Genomic DNA, 17,985 nt, shown 5'->3' with positions numbered 1-17,985 from the left:
GAAAATAAATAGGGGAACGCCGGAAGGCTTCTTGAGAAAACCGGTCTGAAACGGGACTGATCCCGTCTGATGCCGCACAGGGCTTTGCCCGTGCGGGAACGGTTTCTCGCGCCTTACCGGCAGCATGGCTGACGCATGAACGATAAAAAGCCCGCCATCATGCCGCTTGCACCGGTAAGCCGCGTCCGACAGGTCGCCGACGCGCTGGTGGACTATGTGTCGCGCTCCGGCTTGAAGCCGGGCGACCGTATCCCGGCCGAACGCGAACTGATGACGGCGCTTGGCGTCGGGCGCTCGACCATCCGCGAGGTAATCCGCCATTTTCAATCACTCGGCGTGATGGAAACGCGCAAGGGCAGCGGCACCTTTCTGCTCAAGCCGATCTCCTCGGCCACCATCCACATGCCCCTGTCCCTCAATGCGGTTAATCTCCGTGACGCTTTGTTGCAGACACTGGAAGTGCGCCGCGGCATCGAGGCGGAGGCCGCCATGGCGGCAGCGCGACGCCGCACCGCCGCGGACCTGAAGATCATCGAGGAAAAGCTCGACGCTATGGAGCGCGTGCACCTGTCCAAGGGCACGTCCGGGCCGGAAGACCTTGAACTGCACCTCGCGATCTACGACGCCACGCATAATCCTTTGTTCCGCCAGCTTCTAGAGCAGATGCGCGAGGCGTTCGAGAAATTCTGGACCGAGCCTTTCGATCGTCCGGATTTTGCCCGCCGCTCCTTTCCCTATCACCGCACCTTGTTCAACGCCATCGTCGCCCAGGATACCGAGGCCGCGCGGCGGGAAACACTGAAGATCCTCGACGTCGTCGAGGAAGACATCAAGGAAATGTCCAGATGAATGACGGCCTCTCCCAAGCCGAAGAAATCGCGCTGATCGGCGCTCACGACGAGGGCCACGCCTTCGCCGCCGTCGTTCCGCCGATCGTGCAGACATCGCTTTTCACCTTTGGGAACTACGACGAGATGCTCGACACCTATGCCGGCAGGAAGGAGCGTTTCGTCTATTCGCGCGCCGCGAACCCGACGGTCAGGGTGTTCGAGGAAATGCTGGCGCGCATGGAAAAGGCGGAGGACGCCGTCGGCTTTGCGAGCGGGATGGCGGCGATTTCGGCGGCGATCATCACTTTCGTCGAGCCGGGAGACCGGATCGTTGCCGTGCGCAACGTCTATCCCGATGCCTACCGGCTGTTCGGCACCATACTGAAGCGGATGAAGATCGAGGTCGAGTATGTAGACGGGCTGGACCTTGAAGCGGTCGATGCGGCGCTGTCCGGCGCGAAGCTTTTCTATATGGAAAGCCCGACGAGCTGGGAAATGGAGGCCCACGACGTCGGTGCGCTGGCGGCGCTCGCAAAAAAACATGGCGCGATCTCGGTGATCGACAATTCCTGGGCGAGCCCCGTTTTCCAGCAGCCGATCACGCTTGGCGTCGATCTCGTTCTCCATTCGGCCTCCAAGTATATCTCCGGCCACAGCGATGTCGTCGCCGGCGTCGTCGCCGGATCGCGGGAGATGATCGGCCGGTTGCGCGGGGAGGCGCTGTCCTATCTCGGCGGCAAGCTCGCCCCCTTCGAGGCCTGGCTTCTGACGCGCGGACTGAGAACGCTTGCCATCCGGATGAAGGCGCATGAGGCTTCCGCGCTTGAAATCGGCAGGCGGCTTGCCGCCCGCGACGATGTCACCAAGGTCTGCCATCCGGGGCTGAAAAACCGGCTTCCGCCCGGGCTTTCCGGAACCTCCGGCCTGTTTTCCTTCCACCTTTCCGAACGCATCGACATCAAGGCCTTCTGCGACCGGCTCTCGCTGTTCAAGCTCGGCGTAAGCTGGGGCGGTCATGAAAGCCTGATCGTGCCCGGAGAGGTGGTTCTGGCGCAGAAGGCCCAGCCGAATTCGGCTCAAGCTTTCGGCCTCGATCCGCGCTCAGTGCGCATTCATGTCGGGCTGGAGGGCACGGAAGCACTCTGGCGCGATCTTGAGGCGGCCTTCGAGGCCGCCAAAACCTGAGACTTCACCGCATAGACGCAAAAAGCAAGGGGAATGGAAATGAAGAAACTGCTTACAGCCACATGCCTTTCGGCGCTCATGGCGTCTGCCGCCCATGCCGAAACGCTCACCCTGGTCGAGGTCATCACCAGTCCGGCCAGAACCGAAACCCTGGAATCGATCGTCGCAAGTTTCGAGGAAGCCAACCCGGGCACCGATGTCGAAATCATTTCGCTGCCCTGGGGCGAGGCCTTCCAGAAATTCGCAACCATGGTCTCCGCCGGCAATATTCCCGATGTGGTCGAAATGCCGGATTCCTGGGTTTCGCTCTATGCCAATAACGGCATGCTGGAAAGCCTCGAACCCTATCTCGCCGACTGGGAATATACCGATGACCTGACGGACCGGGCGCTGGAGCTCGGTCGCGAGGTTGACGGCACGGCCTATATGCTGCCCTACGGCTTTTATCTGCGCGCCATGTTCTACAACAAGAACCTGCTGGAAGCCGCCGGCATCTCCGAGCCGCCGACCACGCTTGCCGAATTCACGGAAGCCTCGGCGAAGATCTCCGAACTGGACGGCAAATACGGCTATTGCCTGCGCGGCGGCGCCGGCGGGCTGAATGGCTGGCTGATGTATGGCGCCGACATGGCCGGCTCCAACGTGTTCTTCGAGGAAGACGGCACCTCCACGGCCAACCAGGAAGGCTGGGTCGAGGGCTTCCAGTGGCTGATCGACCTCTACCAGAACGGCTACGCGCCGAAGGATTCGGTCAACTGGGGCTTCAACGAGATCGTCGCCGGCTTTTATTCCGGCACCTGCGCCTTCCTCGACCAGGACCCCGATGCGCTGATCGCCATTGCCGAGCACATGGACGAGAGCGATTACGGCGTGACGACCATGCCGAAGGGGCCGTCCGGCAAGACCTTCCCGACCATCGGTTATGCCGGCTGGTCGATGATGTCAGCCTCCGAGAACAAGGACCTCGCCTGGAAGCTGATCGCGACGCTAGAGGGCCCGGAAGGCAATATAGCCTGGAACAAGCGCACCGGCGCGCTTCCCGTGCAGAAGGCGGCCGAGGAGGACCCCTTCTATGACAGCCCACAGTTTGCCGGCTGGTTCGAGGAGCTGAACGACCCGGATGCCGTGCCGACCGTGATGCCGACCTATCTCGAGGAATTCGGCTTCTTCAAGGATTCGCTGTCCATCTCGACCTCGCAGCAGGCTCTGCTCGGCGAAATCACCGCGCAGGAAATGGCCGATGAGTGGGCAGACTACCTGACCAAGGCGCAGAAGAAGCATCTCGCCAGATAACGTATCCGTGCGGCCGGCTGCGGGGGACCGCCGCCGGCCGTCGCCTTTCTTCGATCATTCAAAGGACAGACGATGACCGACGCGGTGGACAACCGTGCCAGGAAACCACTGGCGAAGCGGGCAAGCGCGTTTCTCGAGCCCTATCTCTACAGCGCGCCGGCACTCTTTCTGATCGCCGCCGTGATCCTCGTTCCGCTTGTCGTGGGCATTTCCTATGCCTTCCGCGATATCCAGCTTCTCAATCCGTTTTCTGGCGGTTTCATCGGGCTGGATCATTTTCAGACGCTTGCCGGGGACAAGGCCTTTCGCCGCGCGCTCGGCAACACGCTCTGGTGGACCGGCGCATCCGTTCTCCTCCAGTTTGTCCTCGGTCTCATCCTGGCGCTCCTGCTCGACAAGCCGTTTTACGGACGCGGACTGGTTCAGGCGCTGGTCTTTCTGCCCTGGGCCGTGCCGACCTTTCTCGCCGGCCTCAACTGGGCCTGGCTCTTCAATCCGGTCATCGGTCCGCTGCCGCACTGGTTACACGCGCTGGGGCTGATGGCGGAGCCGGAGAACATCCTCTCCGATCCCGCCCTTGCCATGTGGGGGCCGATCGCCGCCAATGTCTGGTGGGGCATCCCCTTCTTCGCGATCACCATGCTGGCGGCGCTTCAGTCGATCCCGCGCGACCTCTACGAGGCGGCGGCCATTGATGGCGCCGGCCCGGTGCAGCGGTTCCTATCGATCACCCTGCCGTTTCTGGCGCCGACCATGGCGATCACCATTCTGCTGCGCACCGTCTGGATCGCCAATTTCGCCGATCTGATCGTGGTGATGACATCCGGCGGGCCGGCCAACCGGACGCAGATCGTCGCGAGCTACATCTTCACCCAGGCCTTCCGCAAGCTCGACTTCGGCTATGCCTCGGCGATCGCGCTCGTGCTGCTGGTGCTGCTGCTGATCTACGCGCTGCTCATTATCCTCCTGCGCCAGACATTGCTGAACAAGGGCTGAGACGATGCGACCGAAAAAAATAGCTCTCACGGCAGCTCACCGCCTCGCAATCCTCGCCTATGTCGCCTTTGCGCTGTTTCCGCTCTACTGGCTGTTGAAAGTGGCGGTAACGCCCAACAGGCTGCTCTACAGCGAAGGGGTCCGGATGTGGCCGTCGCGCATGACGTTCGAACATTTCGACTTCGTGCTGCGCCATTCCGATTTCCCGCTGTTCTTCAGAAACAGCGTCATCGTTTCCGGCTCCACCGCCATTGCCGTCACCATCGTTGCCTCGCTTGCGGGCTACGCGCTGTCGCGCTTTGCCTTCAAGACCAAATACTGGATCGTGGCGTTGTTGCTGATCACCCAGATGTTTCCGCTGGTCATGCTGGTGGCGCCGATCTTCAAGCTTCTGTCGCCGCTCGGGCTGACCGACACGCTGGCGGGCCTGATCATCGTCTATACCGCCTTCAACGTGCCCTTCGCCACCTTCCTGATGCAATCCTTCTTCGACGGCATTCCGAAAGATCTCGAGGAAGCGGCGATGATCGATGGCGCTACCCGGTTCAAGGCGTTTCGCCAGATCATCCTGCCGCTCACCCTGCCCGGCATCGCCGCCACGCTCGGTTTCGTCTTCACCGCGGCCTGGAGCGAGCTTCTGTTTGCCCTGATGCTGATTTCGGGCAACAGCGCGGCGACCTTTCCGGTCGGCCTGCTCACCTTCGTGTCCAAGTTCTCCGTCGACTTCGGTCAGATGATGGCCGCCGGCGTGCTCGCCCTCATACCCGCCTGCATCTTCTTCCTGGCAATCCAGCGCTATCTCGTCAAAGGCCTGACCGCAGGCGCCGTCAAAGGCTGAAAGGACTTCCAAAATGGCTTCCATCGATATTTCGGACGTGCGCAAGACCTACGGCAGGACCCCGGTGCTTCACGGCGTCGACCTCAACATCGAGGATGGCGAATTCGTCGTTCTTGTCGGCCCTTCCGGTTGCGGTAAATCGACGCTGTTGCGCATGATTGCCGGACTTGAGGAGATCACCGGCGGTGATATCGCCATTGCCGGCCGGCGGGTCAACGATCTGGCGCCCAAGGATCGCGATATCGCGATGGTGTTCCAGTCCTACGCGCTTTACCCGCATATGAGCGTCGCCGACAATATGAGCTACAGCCTGCGCCTGCGCAGAACGCCGCGCGAAACCATCAAATCCGTGGTCGGCAGGGCCGCGACGATCCTCGGCCTCGATCCGCTTCTCGAACGCCGCCCGCGCGCGCTGTCCGGCGGCCAGCGCCAGCGCGTCGCCATGGGGCGCGCCATCGTGCGCGAGCCGAAAGCCTTTCTGTTTGACGAGCCGCTGTCGAATCTGGACGCGCGCCTGCGCGAGCAGATGCGCGCCGAAATCAAGCAACTCCACAAGAATATCGGCGCCACCTCGATCTATGTGACCCACGACCAGATCGAGGCGATGACGCTTGCCGACCGGATCGTCGCCATGAATAGCGGCGTGGTCCAGCAGGTGGGAAGCCCGCTCGATCTCTACGACCGCCCGGTCAACCGCTTTGTCGCGGGTTTCATCGGCTCGCCCGGCATGAACTTTCTCGAGGGTCAGCTGAGACTGAAGGAGAACGGGCCGGTGCTGGCGCTTGATCGCGGCGTCGAGGTTGCGCTCCCGGTGCGCCCCGGCATGGAGGATGGCAGCGCCATGACGCTTGGCATCCGCCCGGAGCATGTCGCCCGTTCGGCCGAAAGCGCTGCCGTCACCGCCGAAACCCAACTCATTGAGCCGACCGGCTTTGGTATCATCGTGCATCTCAATGTCGGCGGCCAGGACCTCAAGATGTTCACCCAGGATCGGGCCGCCCTCCTCTTCGAGGGCGAAATCACGGTGTCGCTCCCGCCAGACCATCTCCACTTCTTCAACGACGCCGGCGATCGCGTTTAGGTCAACAATTCTCTTTGAAACGATTGTTCCTCAAAGCCTCAATGCGTCGCGAAGAATGCGGGGCTTCTATAGAGTCAACGTCAAACCACCCTGGGCCGCGTATGCTGCCGTTGATCGCCAAGGTCTATGCCTGGCGCATGGCCGCCGCCTTCGCGACGCTGATGGCGATCTTCGGCGGCGCGGTCTTCACCATGATCCAGGGCGGCATCTACGCCTTCAAGAATGCCCGCGCCGACAGCACCCGCGTACGCGAAGCCTTGCAGCGCATCGCCTATGAGCGCTGGTCGGAGGCCTACTGGTTCGGCCATGGCACCGTGCAGCCGGGCCCGCATCTGGTGGAATACATGCCGATCGGCTCGCATCACACCTGGTTTGGCCTGCTGTTCGTCAAAGGCCTGACCGGCTTTCTGGCCATGCTGATGCCGCTGCTGGCTCAGACCTTCATCGTGCTGGTCGATTGCGTGCACCATCCCCGCGGTCGCCTGCCGCTCTCGATCGTCTTCGTCATGATCGTGCTCAGCTTCGGCGAAAACATAGAGATCGAGGCGTACCTCCTCTGGCCAGCCCTGATGATGCTCGGCATCCATGCGCGGGAGATGCAAACAAATTCAAATCGGGAGGCTGAGTCCAGTAACGCTATCGTTCAATCCTAGGCAGTCTTGAAATTGATACTGAGCTAGATCATCCATTCCAGTGTGGGCCGCCCTGTGCATTTTGAGATCCGGACACTAGCCTTAGGAGGAATAAGCCCTTCCGGGCGGGAACTCATTCCTGTTCGGCAGAGCCTTCAAGAAACCGAGCCTCGAATTCGCCTGCCGGAACGGGATGGCCGAAAAGATAGCCCTGCACCTCGCCGCAGCCGTGCTTGCGCAGAAGAGCTAGCTGCGAATCGGTCTCGACCCCTTCCGCGATAACCTCCATCCCGAAGCTCCGTCCAAGATAGAGGATTGCTCTGACCACGGCCTCGTCTTCCGGGTCGCTGTCCACATCACGTACAAATGTGCGATCAATCTTCAGACGCGATACCGGGTAGCGCTTTAGAAAGCTGAGGGAAGCGAAGCCCGTGCCGTAATCGTCAAAGGCGAGGCCGACACCCAGCGTCCTGAGAGCGTTCAGCAGCCTCAGTGTATCGCGGTCGTTATGGAGCAGGATGTTTTCGACGAGTTCCAGCTCAAGCGCCTCTGCGGGGAGATCGGTTTCTGAAAGGATGGTCCGGACGTTCTCAAGAAGATTTCCTTGCCGGAATTGGACTTCAAACAGGTTTACGCCGATTCTGAAACCCGTTTGCCTCTCGCGCCATTTCGCCGCCTGGCGGCAAGCTGTGCGCAGGATCCAGTCTCCGATCTCGGGGGCTGTTGGTTTCTGACCAAGAATGTCGATGAAAGAGGCCGGGCTCAGAAGGCCTCTTTCCGGGTGGTTCCAGCGGATAAGCGCTTCTGCTCCAGTCAGTCGGAGAGAATCCGCTGAGAACTGCGGCTGATAGAAAAGTTCGAACTCCTGCCTGATGAAAGCGCGTCTGAGCTCCTCTTCAAATGCTCGTCGCGCCACCGCAACGTCCCTAAGCGCAGGTTCGAATATTGTAAACTGGCCTTTGCCCGCTGCCTTTGCGCGATACAGTGCAAGATCTGCGGCACCCATGAGCTCGTCCGGGCGCTGGCTGTGGTGGGGCGCAAGAGCGATACCGATACTCACGCCGATCTCTGCCCTCTGCCCAGAAAACGCATATGGTTCGCAGAGAGCTGACAGAATTTGCGCTGCGATCATCCGTGCATGGCGATCCTCGCTGCCATCGTAGAGGATGACAAATTCATCGCCGCCCAGCCTGGCGACCATATTTGCATCGCTGCAGGTCGACAACAGCCGAGCAGCGACCTCCTTAAGCACAGCGTCGCCGACAGAATGTCCATGCGTATCGTTGGTTTCCTTGAAACGATCGAGGTCCAGCAGCAGCACGGTGCAGGGCTTTCCCGCATCGAGCGTTTCGCCAAGCCGCTCTCGCCATGCGCCCCGGTTCGGCAGGTCCGTCAAGGGATCAAGGGAAGCAAGCCGGAACAGCCGGTCTTCGTGTTCCTTTCGTTCGGTTATGTCACGGATGATTGCCCCGGCATTGCTTTTTGCACCCTCTCTCCAGACCGAGAGAGAGAACTCGGCTGGAAATTCCGTACCGTCTTTTCTGAGGCCGGAAAGCTCTACAATGCGGTCGGCGAGCTGCAACTGCTCGCCATGCCTCAGTCTTTCCACCTCTGCCTTGTATAGTGGCAGCCAGCTATCGGGAATGAGAAGCTCGGTCGAGCGGTTCAAAATTTCCGCTTCCTCATAACCGAAAATCCGTTCCGCCGAACGGTTCCAGAACGTGATCAGGCTCTGACTGTTTGAAAACAGAATCGCATCTGCCGATGTGCGGGCAATGCTTTCAAAGCGGGCCTGATTGACGGAACGAATGAAATCGAGCCTTCTCGTTTCCATGTGTTCCATCACCAGCGATGCGATATCGCTCAAGTGTTCATGATCCTGCTCAGTGAACGAGAAGCGTGGCTTGGTATCAATCAGACAGACCGTGCCCAGCTTTTCGCCAGAGGGGGTGGCAAGCGGTTTACCCGCATAGAAGCGAATGAAAGGCGGGCCTAGCACCAGGGGATTGCTCGAAAATCTCGGGTCTTTCGTCGCGTCTGGGACCACCAGTATATCGTCCCGCATGATGGCATGGGTGCAGAACGAGACCTCCCGGCTGGTCTCACAGATATCAAGGCCGACATGTGACTTGAAGAACTGACGATCCCGCTCGATAAGCGAGATCAACACAATCGGAACGTTGAACAGCCGCGAAGCAAGTCCCGTTAGTCGCTCGAAGCTTTGCTCGGGAGGCGTATCCAGCACGTGATATTCTTCCAGCGCAAGGAGCCGATCTTCTTCGCTCTCAGGAAGCGGGTAAGGCCTGGCACTTTCGTCACACATGCGAAACTCCATAAATGGAACTTTCTGAAATCTTGCTAAATTTATATATGATGTAGCAAGCTGATGAAATTGGCGCAAAACTGTTCATCTGGGATCTTCGGTGATCTTGGCCTTCCATCAGCTCAGCAAGTTCTATGAGCGCACCAGTGTCGTCATCACGACAAACTGAGCACCGAGACATACCTTCAAATTGGGTCAGTTCTCGACGGGAAATCAACGGCACGTCTCGGTGGAAAACCACAACCATGGCGTGACCCGCGCCGCCGAGACCGAGATCATCGGGATGATCAAGGGCGTCAATAGAGTCGACGGGACGAGCGATCCATGGCTCAACTGCGCAGGCTTTGCCGCAAAAACGCCACATTTTGCAGCCCGCCCCTTGACCTCGCAGCCGGGTTTTCCCAAAAATCTGCGCCATGACCGCGTCTCGTGTAGCACTCCGACGGCAGATCGCAAGGCTTGCCGAAATTCCCAGGATACTCAAACCGTCCGTGCTGCCGGCGCGGTGGGATGGGGATGCGCCGGAAATCCGTGACGCCCGCCGGCAGATCGCGATCCAGGATTTCTTCTACAAGACCCTGCCCCCATTCGATCTGCCGGTCTGCCTGCTTGATCGCGACGGCACGGTTATCCTGAACGACGGAGAAGCCGATGCGCTGCCGCGGCGCTTCGACCTGCCGCCGGGCGACCAACAGGGCTTCGCCTTCAGGGAACACGAGAGCCAACTACAGGCTGTTCTTGCGATCGGACACTACTGGCCACAAGCGCCGGAAGGGGCCGAGTGGCTTGCGCTTGAAATCGATCGCGCATTCTTCGAAAGACATACGCCGCTCGATGTCGCGCCGCTGACCGCCAGCGAATATCAGTTGATCGCACAGCTTCTGGCCGGTCACGAACTGAAGGACGCGGCCGAAAGGCTGGGCGCTTCCTACGGTACCAAGCGCAAGCAGTTGCAGGTCATCTTCCAGAAATTCGGCGTCACCAATCAGGCAGCCCTGGCCCGCTCGATCTCCGCAAGCCTGATGAGTTATTTCATCGCCACCTTTTCCGGCACCCGGGACCGTAGTCCGGAGCGCGAGCTTCTGGCCTGCCATTTCGCAGGTAGGGTGACGGTCCATTCCGTTGCGCTTCAAAACGGCGCCGAACTGCCGATCTGGGAGTTCGGCGACCGAAGCGGCAAGCCATGTCTGTTTTTCCACGGCCTGTTGTCGCCGACGCTCTACTGCGAAGACAAGGTCGAAATTTTGAAGCGCCACGGCCTGCGCTTTCTGGTAGCGCCCCGGTTTTTCATCAAGGGGGTCGACCATTCGGACCCGTTGCGTTTTCTCGAGACCCATACCGAGGCGGTTGCCGAAATGGTGCACCACCTCATCGGCGGGCCGGTGACATGCGTCGCGGTCAATTCCGGGGTCTCGTGGGCCACGCATTTCGCTGCCCGCCACCCCGGCCTTGTCGAGAGCCTGGTGATTGCCGGCGCACCGTTTCCGCCGTCGAAATCCGCGCCGGCATCGGAACGCAGCATGCAGGCAGCTTTGACGAGCGCCGTTCGCCAGCGACCGATCGTGATCGGCGCCATCGTCAAAGCCTATGCAGCACTTGCGCGCTCCCCTGCCCTTGCCGCGCGCGCCTACCGTCACGCCTATCGCGAAAGCCCTGCCGATCTGGCAGCGATCGACCAATCCATCGAGGCTGGCTGGGCGCTGTCGTGGCTGCGGTTGATCGGCGAACGGTCATCGGCAAGCGTGGTCGCCGATCTCGCCGTCAATCAACGCGGCTGGGATCAGGATATCGCCGGACTGGAGATGCCGGTCCTGTTTCTTCAGGGCGCCGACGACAAGATGTCGCCCCCCGCGCCAATTGCTGCTTTGGCCGAGACCAATCCGGATGCAGATTGCAGGATCATTCCCGAGGTCGGCCATCATGTCGCCGCCAGCCGTTTCGAATTGCTGGCCAGCACCCTTGCCGAAGGCTCCTTTTCCGAAAAGAAATCGGCAGAGGCCGGCAGGCAAGCACTCGCCGCCGCGCCGCCGGTACGCTAACCCTCAGGCGGGTTCTGAGCTTCCGGCAGCGGCGCGCACATCAGCATTTGCCGGGCGCGCGCCATCTCGATTGCGAACAACGCCTCGGCACGCTCCAGCCGCGCCTTCGCCAGCGCTGTTTCGGCGGCGCATTGCTCGGAATCGGGCGCTGCGGAAAGGGATGTCCGCGCCGTCGCAATGGCGGCATCGGCCGAGGCGAGCGCGCGGCGGGCGGCGGCCGTGTTCAGCACGGTTTCATTGTAGCGGTTCAGAAATTCACGGTGGTTTTCGCGCGCCGCCAGGATCGTCTCCAGCAGGCGGATGCGCGCGCGGTCGGTCAGCCGCAGGCTGTCGCCCTGATCGATCAGCGGCAGCACATAACCAACCAGGAACTGAAGACTGAGACCGCCATCCTCGCTCATGAAGGTCGGGAGCGCCGCCGTCAGCTTGGTAAAGCGCGACTTTCTGGCGAGATCGAGCTGGGCGCCGGCAGCTTCGACCAGAAGATTTTCCAGCGTCTGGCTGCCGGAAGCCGAAAAACAGCTTTCGCCGTTCTCCGCAACAGACTTGGGCAGGCCCGCCAGCGCCGGCAGGATGGATCGCGATGCCGCAACCGGCGCGCTGCCTGCCTTGAGGCCGGAAAGCGCCAACACCTTGCTCTCCTCCGTCTCCATTGCCATGGCAATCGCATCCGCCTCGCTCCGCACCGCCGCAATCCGCGCACTCATCGCGTCGACCTCCGCCACCGAGACCGTGCCGAGTTTCTGTTCAGCGCGCATCGATTTCGCCTGACAGGAAAGCGCATCCGCCTCCAGCAGCGTGTGTCGGCGCTTGAAATCCATCTCGCTTAACGAAGCGTAGGCAGCAAGCAAAGCCCCCAGCGCATTGCGGTAGGAAAGCTGATACTGGACCGGAATGAGCTCCTCGGCGATAGCGATATTGCGGCTGTCGAGCCCGAGCAGCGCATAGGCGATATCCCAGTTGACGCCGAGCACGACATTGGCGTTGTCGGTAATCCCGTTGCGTCGATCATAGGTGACGAAGTCGCGCGCTTCCACCGAAATGCGCGGAAACCGGCGCGAGCGGGTTTCGTCAAGCGCCAGTTCCGCTTCGGCGCGCTTCAGCCGCGCCTTCATCACATCATGCCCGCGCCGGTCGGCGGAAGCGACGAGCTCGACCGGGCCGAGGGGACCTTCGGACGCAGACAGAGGCGGCGGGGCATCAATCTCGCGCTGGAGCGTATCGATATCGGCGCTCGTCTGCTTCAGAGCAGGCGAGGCGCAGGCGGCGAGAACGAGCGGGAGAGCCAGCGCGGCCAGTTTTCGGAGCGGTAGAAGGCGGCTATTCGACAACGATATCACCGCTTTTCAGCCCGGAGAGGACGCGGACATAACCATCCGCCACCTCGCCGAGTTCAAGTTCGACGAGGCCGGTCTTGCCGTCTTCAAGCTTCATCGCATAGGCGCGGCCGGACTGAAACCGGAGCGCGCTAGCCGGTATTGCAGCCGATGGGGTCGCGACGGGCCGGCTGAAGCTGCACAGCGCCTGACTGTGCAGCATTGTCTCATCGCCCTTAAAAACAATGGCGACGTCATAAGCGTAGCGCCCCCGCTTCTGTTCGATGGGGTCATCGACCAGCCGTTTCGAAACGATCTCGGCCCTGACGGGCTGCCGCCCATCTTCGAAACCCACGCTCACCGACGCGCCCTCAATGACGCGCATGTCGCTGTCGCCAAGCCGAACGACCGCGCCGAAGCGGCCGGGCGTGACCAGGGAGGCGATCGGCGTGCCGCGGCGCAACTCGCCGCCGCCTGCTTCGGCAAGCTGCGGATCGCGCCAGATCACCACGCCGTTTTCGGGCGCCGCCAGAGCGCTGCGGTCCTTCTCGCGCCCGATATCGGCAAGCCGTGCCTCCGCGACAGACAGATCATGCTCCATCTGGCCGATATCGAGCTCGATCTGGGCGCGGTCGAGAGTGCGCTGATGGGAAAGCCGGGCATGCTCGGCATCCGCCTCCTCCAGTCGCAGCCGGGTTTCTTCCAGCCGCTGCGGCGCAATCTGGCCACGCGCCTCCAGCCTCTCCATCTCCTCGAGTTTCGCGCGAAGCCGGGCACGGCTGCTCTCCTGCGTTTCGCGCTCGATCTGCCAGATCGCCTCGGTTGCGGTGCGATAGGGACCGGATTTGAAGGCGATCCGTGAACGCAGGTTTTCAATGTCTGCCGCCAGGCTCCGCTCCTCGCTTTCGAGCTTGTCGATCGCGTAACGAGCAATGATATCGCCCTTATTGACTGCAGCGCCGTCTGCGACAAGCAGTTCCAGCAAACCATCGGCCGGAGCCGAGAGCGCGCGCGGCGCGCCATATTCGATATGGCATTGCCGCACGACGCGCTCTGTGAAGACGTGTTCGGCAATACGCAATTCCGTCCGGTTCGGCGCCTGATCAGCCGCCTTTTCCTTCGGCCAGACGCCGCCCTGCACCGCCCATGCAGCAGCGCCAACGCCCATTACGACGCCGACGGCTATTACGGAGGTTCTAACCAGCGACATAAGGCCCCCTTTCCATGCAGAGTTCCCTCGCCATCAGCTTTCCCTCAGCACGGTTGCCGGATCGGTGCGCGCAGCGTTCAGTGCCGGCACGATGCCGGCGAGAAGCGTGACCACGAAAAAACCGGCGACGGCGCGTGCAATCGACCCGATGGCAATATCCGAACCGGTGATACTGCCCGCCACGAAATAGCGGCTAAGTGGCTGCTGCAAGACCTCTGCAAGAATCATACCGCCCACGATACCGACGATCAGCGCAAGCGCGGCGATCAGGGCTGTTTCCTGCACGATTTCAACAACTATTCTCCCCCGCGTCGCGCCCAGCGTGCGACGGATGGCGATTTCACGCCGGCGCTCCGTCACTGAAAACGACATCAGCGCCGCTATCGACACGCCGCCGATCAGAAGGATGATCGCGCTCAGCCCCACCGATATGGCGAGCGCGATAAATTTCAGTTCGCGCGCCTGTTCGATGATCGGCGCGCTCGACCAGAAGGTCAGCCGCGAAACATCGAAAGCGAGCGACAACAGCCCTTTCAGGCGCGGCTCCAGGAGGCTTTCCGCGGGCCCGGTCACGAGAAAGTTGAAATTTCCGGCATCGACGCCTTCGAAGGAATCTTCCCCCTGGGGGATCAGCAGTGATCGCGAGAGTTCGGCAAAGGGCGGACGAACCGGCGCATCGAAGAAGCCGGCCACCTGGCAGGCCTTGCCCTCCACCCAAACGATCGAGGCGCCGTCGAGGCTTTCGGCCAGCGCACGCCCCAGCAGACAGCTATCCTGCATCAAATCGCCGATTTCCGCGCCCGGCGGCAGATCCGTGGTCAGTCCGGCCTGCCGAACGAAGCCGTCTCCGACGGCATAGGCCTTGGCCAGTTGCGCAGTGCCACCGCTTTCCAACGTCACAGGAAAGGCCCGAAACGACGTCACGGAAAAGCCGCCGGGCAACAGCCCGGCGATCATATCCGGACCCAGCAGAGCGAGCGCATCGGGATCGAATACCCCGCCGGTCAGCATGCCGACTTCGTAATTGGCGCCGCTGATCACGAAGGTTTCGGCCGCGCCGAGTTCCAGCAACGTGTCGAAGTGGCGCAGCGCATTGCCGGAAAGCGCGTAGTTGGCAATGGTGCCAGCAAGCGTCATCGACAGCGTGACTACCGCGAAGAACAGCCGCGCGAGGCCAAAGGCCCTGAGCCGGGCGAGGATCGGTTCAAACGGCAACAGCATGACATTGCCCGCCCGATAATTTCAGCACCCGCTCGAACCTCCGCGCATGATCGAGATTGTGCGTGACCATAACCAGCCCGCACCCCTCGCTGCAGTTCTGCAGGAGCAGGTCGAGGACGTACCGGCCGGTCTCCTCGTCGAGATTGCCTGTCGGCTCGTCGGAGAGAATGAGCGCCGGCCGGGTCACCAACGCTCTCGCCAGCGCAACGCGTTGTTTCTCGCCGCCCGAAAGGCGGCTTGCGCGCGAGCGGGCGCGCCGGGCAAGACCAACCCTTTCGAGCTCGTCCTCGGCGCGCCGCAGCGCCGCCCCCCGCGAAACGCCTTGGTATCGAAGCGGCATCGCCACATTTTCTACCGCGCTTATGTGATCAATCAAGTTGAAGCCCTGAAACACGAAGCCGATTTGCTGACGCCGGAACCGGGTCTTGCGGGCATCTGAAATCGCCGCGACATCGACGCCGGAAATCGCCACGCTGCCCTCGTCCGGCGTGGACAACGTTCCAAGAATTTCAAGCAGCGACGATTTGCCCGAACCGGACGCACCGATGATGCAAAGCCGCTCGCCGGCGTCGAGCGTCAGGTCGATCTTCTTCAGTATCTCAATGCGATCGCCCGCGGAAACAACGGTTTTGCCGACCCCGCGGACATCAAGCAGACGTTCAGCCATGGCCGTAACCGCCCGAAAATATCCGAGCCGCCCGGAAGCGACCCGGATTAAAGGGCCTAGTAATCCGCCTTGCAGCCGAAGCTGGAATACATTTCATTCGCCAGGTCCGCCGTCTGCTCATAGGCATCCCAGTAAGGCTCTGCGCCGGCCGTGCCGTACTGCTGCACGGCGAGTTTGTATTCATTGTAGTAGCTGCGCGCGGCGTCGCAGTGGGTGGCCACCTGAATGTTGACGGGGGCGCCGCTGGTGGTGGTGCATGAGCTCGGGCACTGCAGGATCGACGACTTCGGCGTGCCGCCGCCGGAGGAAGAGCCGCCGGTGTCGTAATCGGAATCCGAAAGAGAATCGAAGGACGAGTCGCTACAGGCCGCCAGAAAAACGATCGGGACCAGGCAAAGAGCTGTCTTGAAGTTCGGCATCTAGAAATTATTCCCTCGTGATCGCGAAGCCTGCCGCTTCGCAAATGGCATAGGCATCACCCCTCGCGATGCTGGAGGAAAGGTTTACAGACGGCCTGGAATCCGAGCGCCCCCCATTTGGGGGGTGCGGGCGATAAATGAGCGATTTTATCAGGTTTCGGCAGGGCGCTCAGGGTGGGCGAAGCTGCACGCTCAAGACGTCGCCGGAGCCTTGCTGCGTCAACAGCTTCATTCCTCCTCGCCCTCGACCACGGGCACCATCGCCTCCTCCTGAACTGCGGCCCTGCTCAACAACCCGGCATCCTCGAGCGCCTCGATGTCCGGCAAGTCGCGAAGCGTTTCCATGCCGAAGGCGGAGAGGAAGTGCTTTGTCGTGACGTAGGTATAGGGCGCGCCGGGCGTCGGGCTGCGGGGGCCGGAGGCGATGAGGGCGGCGTTGCGCAGCGCGCTAATCGTGTCGCGGCTGACCTCCTTGCCGAAGATTTTTGAGAGTTCGGCGCGGGTGATGGGCTGGAAGTAGCCGATGGCCATCAGAACTATGGATTCGAATTCGGAGAGTGTTGGTACGCCGCCCCGGGGTTGGCGCGGCAGAGGCGCGGATGGCGTCGGCATCGGGGTCGGGTTTTCCAAGGGGGTTCCGCTACTCAAGGTTCGGGGCATGGCAATGGGCAATCCCTATGCCTTCGGCAGCCTGCTCTACGATCTAGAGACCGATCCCGAACAGTGCAATCCGCTCATCGATGACGACCATGAACGGATGATGGCGCAATGGCTTATGGAGGCGATGCGCGAGGCCGAAGCGCCGCCCGAACAATATGAACGCCTCGGCCTGCCGCAGACCGGCAATGTCGGGCCCGAACACCTGCTTGTCCGAAAACAGCGGGCGCTCTCGCTCGAGACCCTTGAACAAGACTGGAAATCCGCGCCGGAAACCGATTTTTCGCCGGAACTGCGGCAACCGCTGAACACGCTCGACAAAGCTCTTCTGGAGCAGGCCGCCACAGCCCTCGGCCTCCCCTCTTCCGGGCCGTTTATCGAACGCTTCGGCTATCTTTCCCTCTGGCAGATCTCGGTCATGCTGCCAAGCGTCTCTCCGGAACGATTAAGGGCGTTTGAACGGACGCGCAGCCAAGGCGCAAGACAACTGTCAAGTTGAATGAAAGAGCATCAAACGACTTCGGTTGTCGCAGCAAAGCTGATGCCGATCGAGCGGATGGACTTGATCGGCAGGTCGACGTTGGAGGAAGCGGCCTTCTGCTTCAGCCTGTGAACGATCGCGTCAATGCCGCGCGTTTCGGGTTTGTCGTCATAGCCAAGCTCGGACGCCAGTTTGCTCCGGCTGACCGGGTCTCCCCTGGCCTCGACAAGAATCGCCATTAGTTGCATCTCGCGACCGGTCAGATCGATTCCTATGTCGTCGGGCGCCGTCAGTACATAATTGAGACGGTCAAGGCGCCAGGTCTGATTGGTGGATTGTGCGACATCGGCATCGTCCCCTGCCTTTCGCGGCTCCGGCAAGCGGCGGACCAGATTGCGGATCGCCAGCACAAGTTCAAGGCCATCGACAGGCTTGGTGAGATAAAGATCGGCGCCTTGCTGATAACCCCGGACGCGATCATCGCGGCCGGTGCGCGCGGTGAGGAGGATGATGCCTCGGCCCTCCGCTTCGCCGGCAAGATCACTCACGAGTTCGAAGCCGCTGCAATCGGGCAGGTTCACATCGATGATGGCCACTTCGAAGGTTGCGTTGCGTAGCGCCCTGTAACATTCCAGTCCGCTGGATGCCTCGGTCACGTCATAGCCGCTCAGCTTCAAGTATTCGGCGAGGCTCTGGCGCAAATCCTCGTCGTCTTCAACCAGGAGTATGCGGACTATTGCCTTGAGTTGCCCATCGGCATGCTTGATAGTTTGAACATCTTCCGTCATTGCTGTCTG

17 protein-coding genes and 1 pseudogene are annotated in these 17,985 nt (G+C 61.3%); 9 read left to right on the top strand and 9 right to left on the bottom strand.

The genetic code is table 11. The features are described from left to right. Positions 1 to 135 precede the first annotated feature (135 nt). The 7 genes from V6765_RS00645 (at position 136) to V6765_RS00615 (ending at position 6,876) form a co-directional block, all read left to right on the top strand. Positions 136 to 849 carry a FadR/GntR family transcriptional regulator gene (locus V6765_RS00645; protein WP_448425608.1) on the top strand — a complete coding sequence of 238 codons (714 nt, stop codon included), beginning with the start codon at positions 136 to 138 and terminating at the stop codon, positions 847 to 849. Beyond that, positions 846 to 2,015: a PLP-dependent transferase gene (locus V6765_RS00640; protein ID WP_448425606.1), complete on the top strand. Its 1,170-nt coding sequence runs from the start codon at positions 846 to 848 to the stop codon at positions 2,013 to 2,015. The genes V6765_RS00645 and V6765_RS00640 overlap by 4 nt, the downstream gene beginning before the upstream one ends. A gap of 39 nt (positions 2,016 to 2,054) precedes the next feature. Then, the gene (locus tag V6765_RS00635) at positions 2,055 to 3,308 is read left to right on the top strand and encodes an ABC transporter substrate-binding protein (protein ID WP_448425604.1); all 1,254 of its coding nucleotides are present in this window, start codon (positions 2,055 to 2,057) and stop codon (positions 3,306 to 3,308) included. A 72-nt stretch (positions 3,309 to 3,380) separates the two neighbouring features. Further along, on the top strand, positions 3,381 to 4,304 hold the full coding sequence (locus tag V6765_RS00630; protein ID WP_448425602.1) for a carbohydrate ABC transporter permease: 924 nt from the start codon (positions 3,381 to 3,383) through the stop codon (positions 4,302 to 4,304). A 4-nt stretch (positions 4,305 to 4,308) separates the two neighbouring features. Continuing rightward, a complete protein-coding gene (locus V6765_RS00625) occupies positions 4,309 to 5,142 on the top strand; it encodes a carbohydrate ABC transporter permease (protein WP_448425600.1) in 834 nt (277 codons plus the stop codon). 13 nt (positions 5,143 to 5,155) lie between these two features. Beyond that, positions 5,156 to 6,223, top strand: a complete 1,068-nt coding sequence (locus V6765_RS00620) for an ABC transporter ATP-binding protein (RefSeq protein WP_448425598.1) — start codon at positions 5,156 to 5,158, stop codon at positions 6,221 to 6,223. A gap of 101 nt (positions 6,224 to 6,324) precedes the next feature. Next, positions 6,325 to 6,876 carry a hypothetical protein gene (locus V6765_RS00615; RefSeq protein ID WP_448425596.1) on the top strand — a complete coding sequence of 184 codons (552 nt, stop codon included), beginning with the start codon at positions 6,325 to 6,327 and terminating at the stop codon, positions 6,874 to 6,876. Between the two features lie 112 nt (positions 6,877 to 6,988). Here the strand turns inward: V6765_RS00615 and V6765_RS00610 are convergent, their stop codons facing one another. Then, positions 6,989 to 9,178, bottom strand: a complete 2,190-nt coding sequence (locus V6765_RS00610) for a putative bifunctional diguanylate cyclase/phosphodiesterase (protein WP_448425594.1) — start codon at positions 9,176 to 9,178, stop codon at positions 6,989 to 6,991. Continuing rightward, complete coding sequence (locus V6765_RS00605) at positions 9,171 to 9,596, bottom strand: hypothetical protein (RefSeq protein WP_448425592.1); 426 nt, start codon at positions 9,594 to 9,596, stop codon at positions 9,171 to 9,173. The genes V6765_RS00610 and V6765_RS00605 overlap by 8 nt, the downstream gene beginning before the upstream one ends. Here V6765_RS00605 and V6765_RS00600 point away from each other — a divergent pair. Further along, on the top strand, positions 9,595 to 11,217 hold the full coding sequence (locus V6765_RS00600; protein WP_448425590.1) for an alpha/beta fold hydrolase: 1,623 nt from the start codon (positions 9,595 to 9,597) through the stop codon (positions 11,215 to 11,217). The genes V6765_RS00605 and V6765_RS00600 overlap by 2 nt on opposite strands. Here the strand turns inward: V6765_RS00600 and V6765_RS00595 are convergent. From V6765_RS00595 to scpB, 6 genes and pseudogenes are all read right to left on the bottom strand, one after another. Then, positions 11,214 to 12,548, bottom strand: a complete 1,335-nt coding sequence (locus V6765_RS00595; RefSeq protein WP_448425588.1) for a hypothetical protein — start codon at positions 12,546 to 12,548, stop codon at positions 11,214 to 11,216. The genes V6765_RS00600 and V6765_RS00595 overlap by 4 nt on opposite strands. Next, positions 12,538 to 13,743: an efflux RND transporter periplasmic adaptor subunit gene (locus V6765_RS00590; RefSeq protein ID WP_448425586.1), complete on the bottom strand. Its 1,206-nt coding sequence runs from the start codon at positions 13,741 to 13,743 to the stop codon at positions 12,538 to 12,540. Before V6765_RS00590 ends, V6765_RS00595 begins: the two co-directional genes overlap by 11 nt. A 33-nt stretch (positions 13,744 to 13,776) precedes the next feature. Next, positions 13,777 to 14,964, bottom strand: coding sequence for an ABC transporter permease (locus V6765_RS00585; protein WP_448425584.1), 1,188 nt, complete (start codon positions 14,962 to 14,964; stop codon positions 13,777 to 13,779). Then, the gene (locus V6765_RS00580) at positions 14,948 to 15,631 is read right to left on the bottom strand and encodes an ABC transporter ATP-binding protein (RefSeq protein ID WP_448425582.1); all 684 of its coding nucleotides are present in this window, start codon (positions 15,629 to 15,631) and stop codon (positions 14,948 to 14,950) included. The genes V6765_RS00585 and V6765_RS00580 overlap by 17 nt, the downstream gene beginning before the upstream one ends. A gap of 56 nt (positions 15,632 to 15,687) precedes the next feature. Further along, positions 15,688 to 16,050: a hypothetical protein gene (locus V6765_RS00575; protein WP_448425580.1), complete on the bottom strand. Its 363-nt coding sequence runs from the start codon at positions 16,048 to 16,050 to the stop codon at positions 15,688 to 15,690. Positions 16,051 to 16,278: 228 nt separating this feature from the next. Further along, positions 16,279 to 16,660 (bottom strand): annotated as a pseudogene (scpB, locus tag V6765_RS00570) (SMC-Scp complex subunit ScpB); the annotation flags it as partial. A gap of 48 nt (positions 16,661 to 16,708) precedes the next feature. On the opposite strand from scpB, the gene V6765_RS00565 reads away from it, so the two are divergent. Continuing rightward, on the top strand, positions 16,709 to 17,206 hold the full coding sequence (locus tag V6765_RS00565; protein WP_448425578.1) for a hypothetical protein: 498 nt from the start codon (positions 16,709 to 16,711) through the stop codon (positions 17,204 to 17,206). Positions 17,207 to 17,217: 11 nt separating this feature from the next. Here the strand turns inward: V6765_RS00565 and V6765_RS00560 are convergent, their stop codons facing one another. Then, entirely contained in the window at positions 17,218 to 17,976 is a 759-nt protein-coding gene (locus V6765_RS00560) for a response regulator transcription factor (RefSeq protein ID WP_448425576.1), read from the bottom strand. Between the last annotated feature and the right edge of the window lie 9 nt (positions 17,977 to 17,985).

Source organism: Martelella sp. FOR1707 (assembly GCF_053484265.1).
Note: the sequence above shows the minus strand (reverse complement) of the source record. Positions and strands in the feature narration are given on the sequence as shown.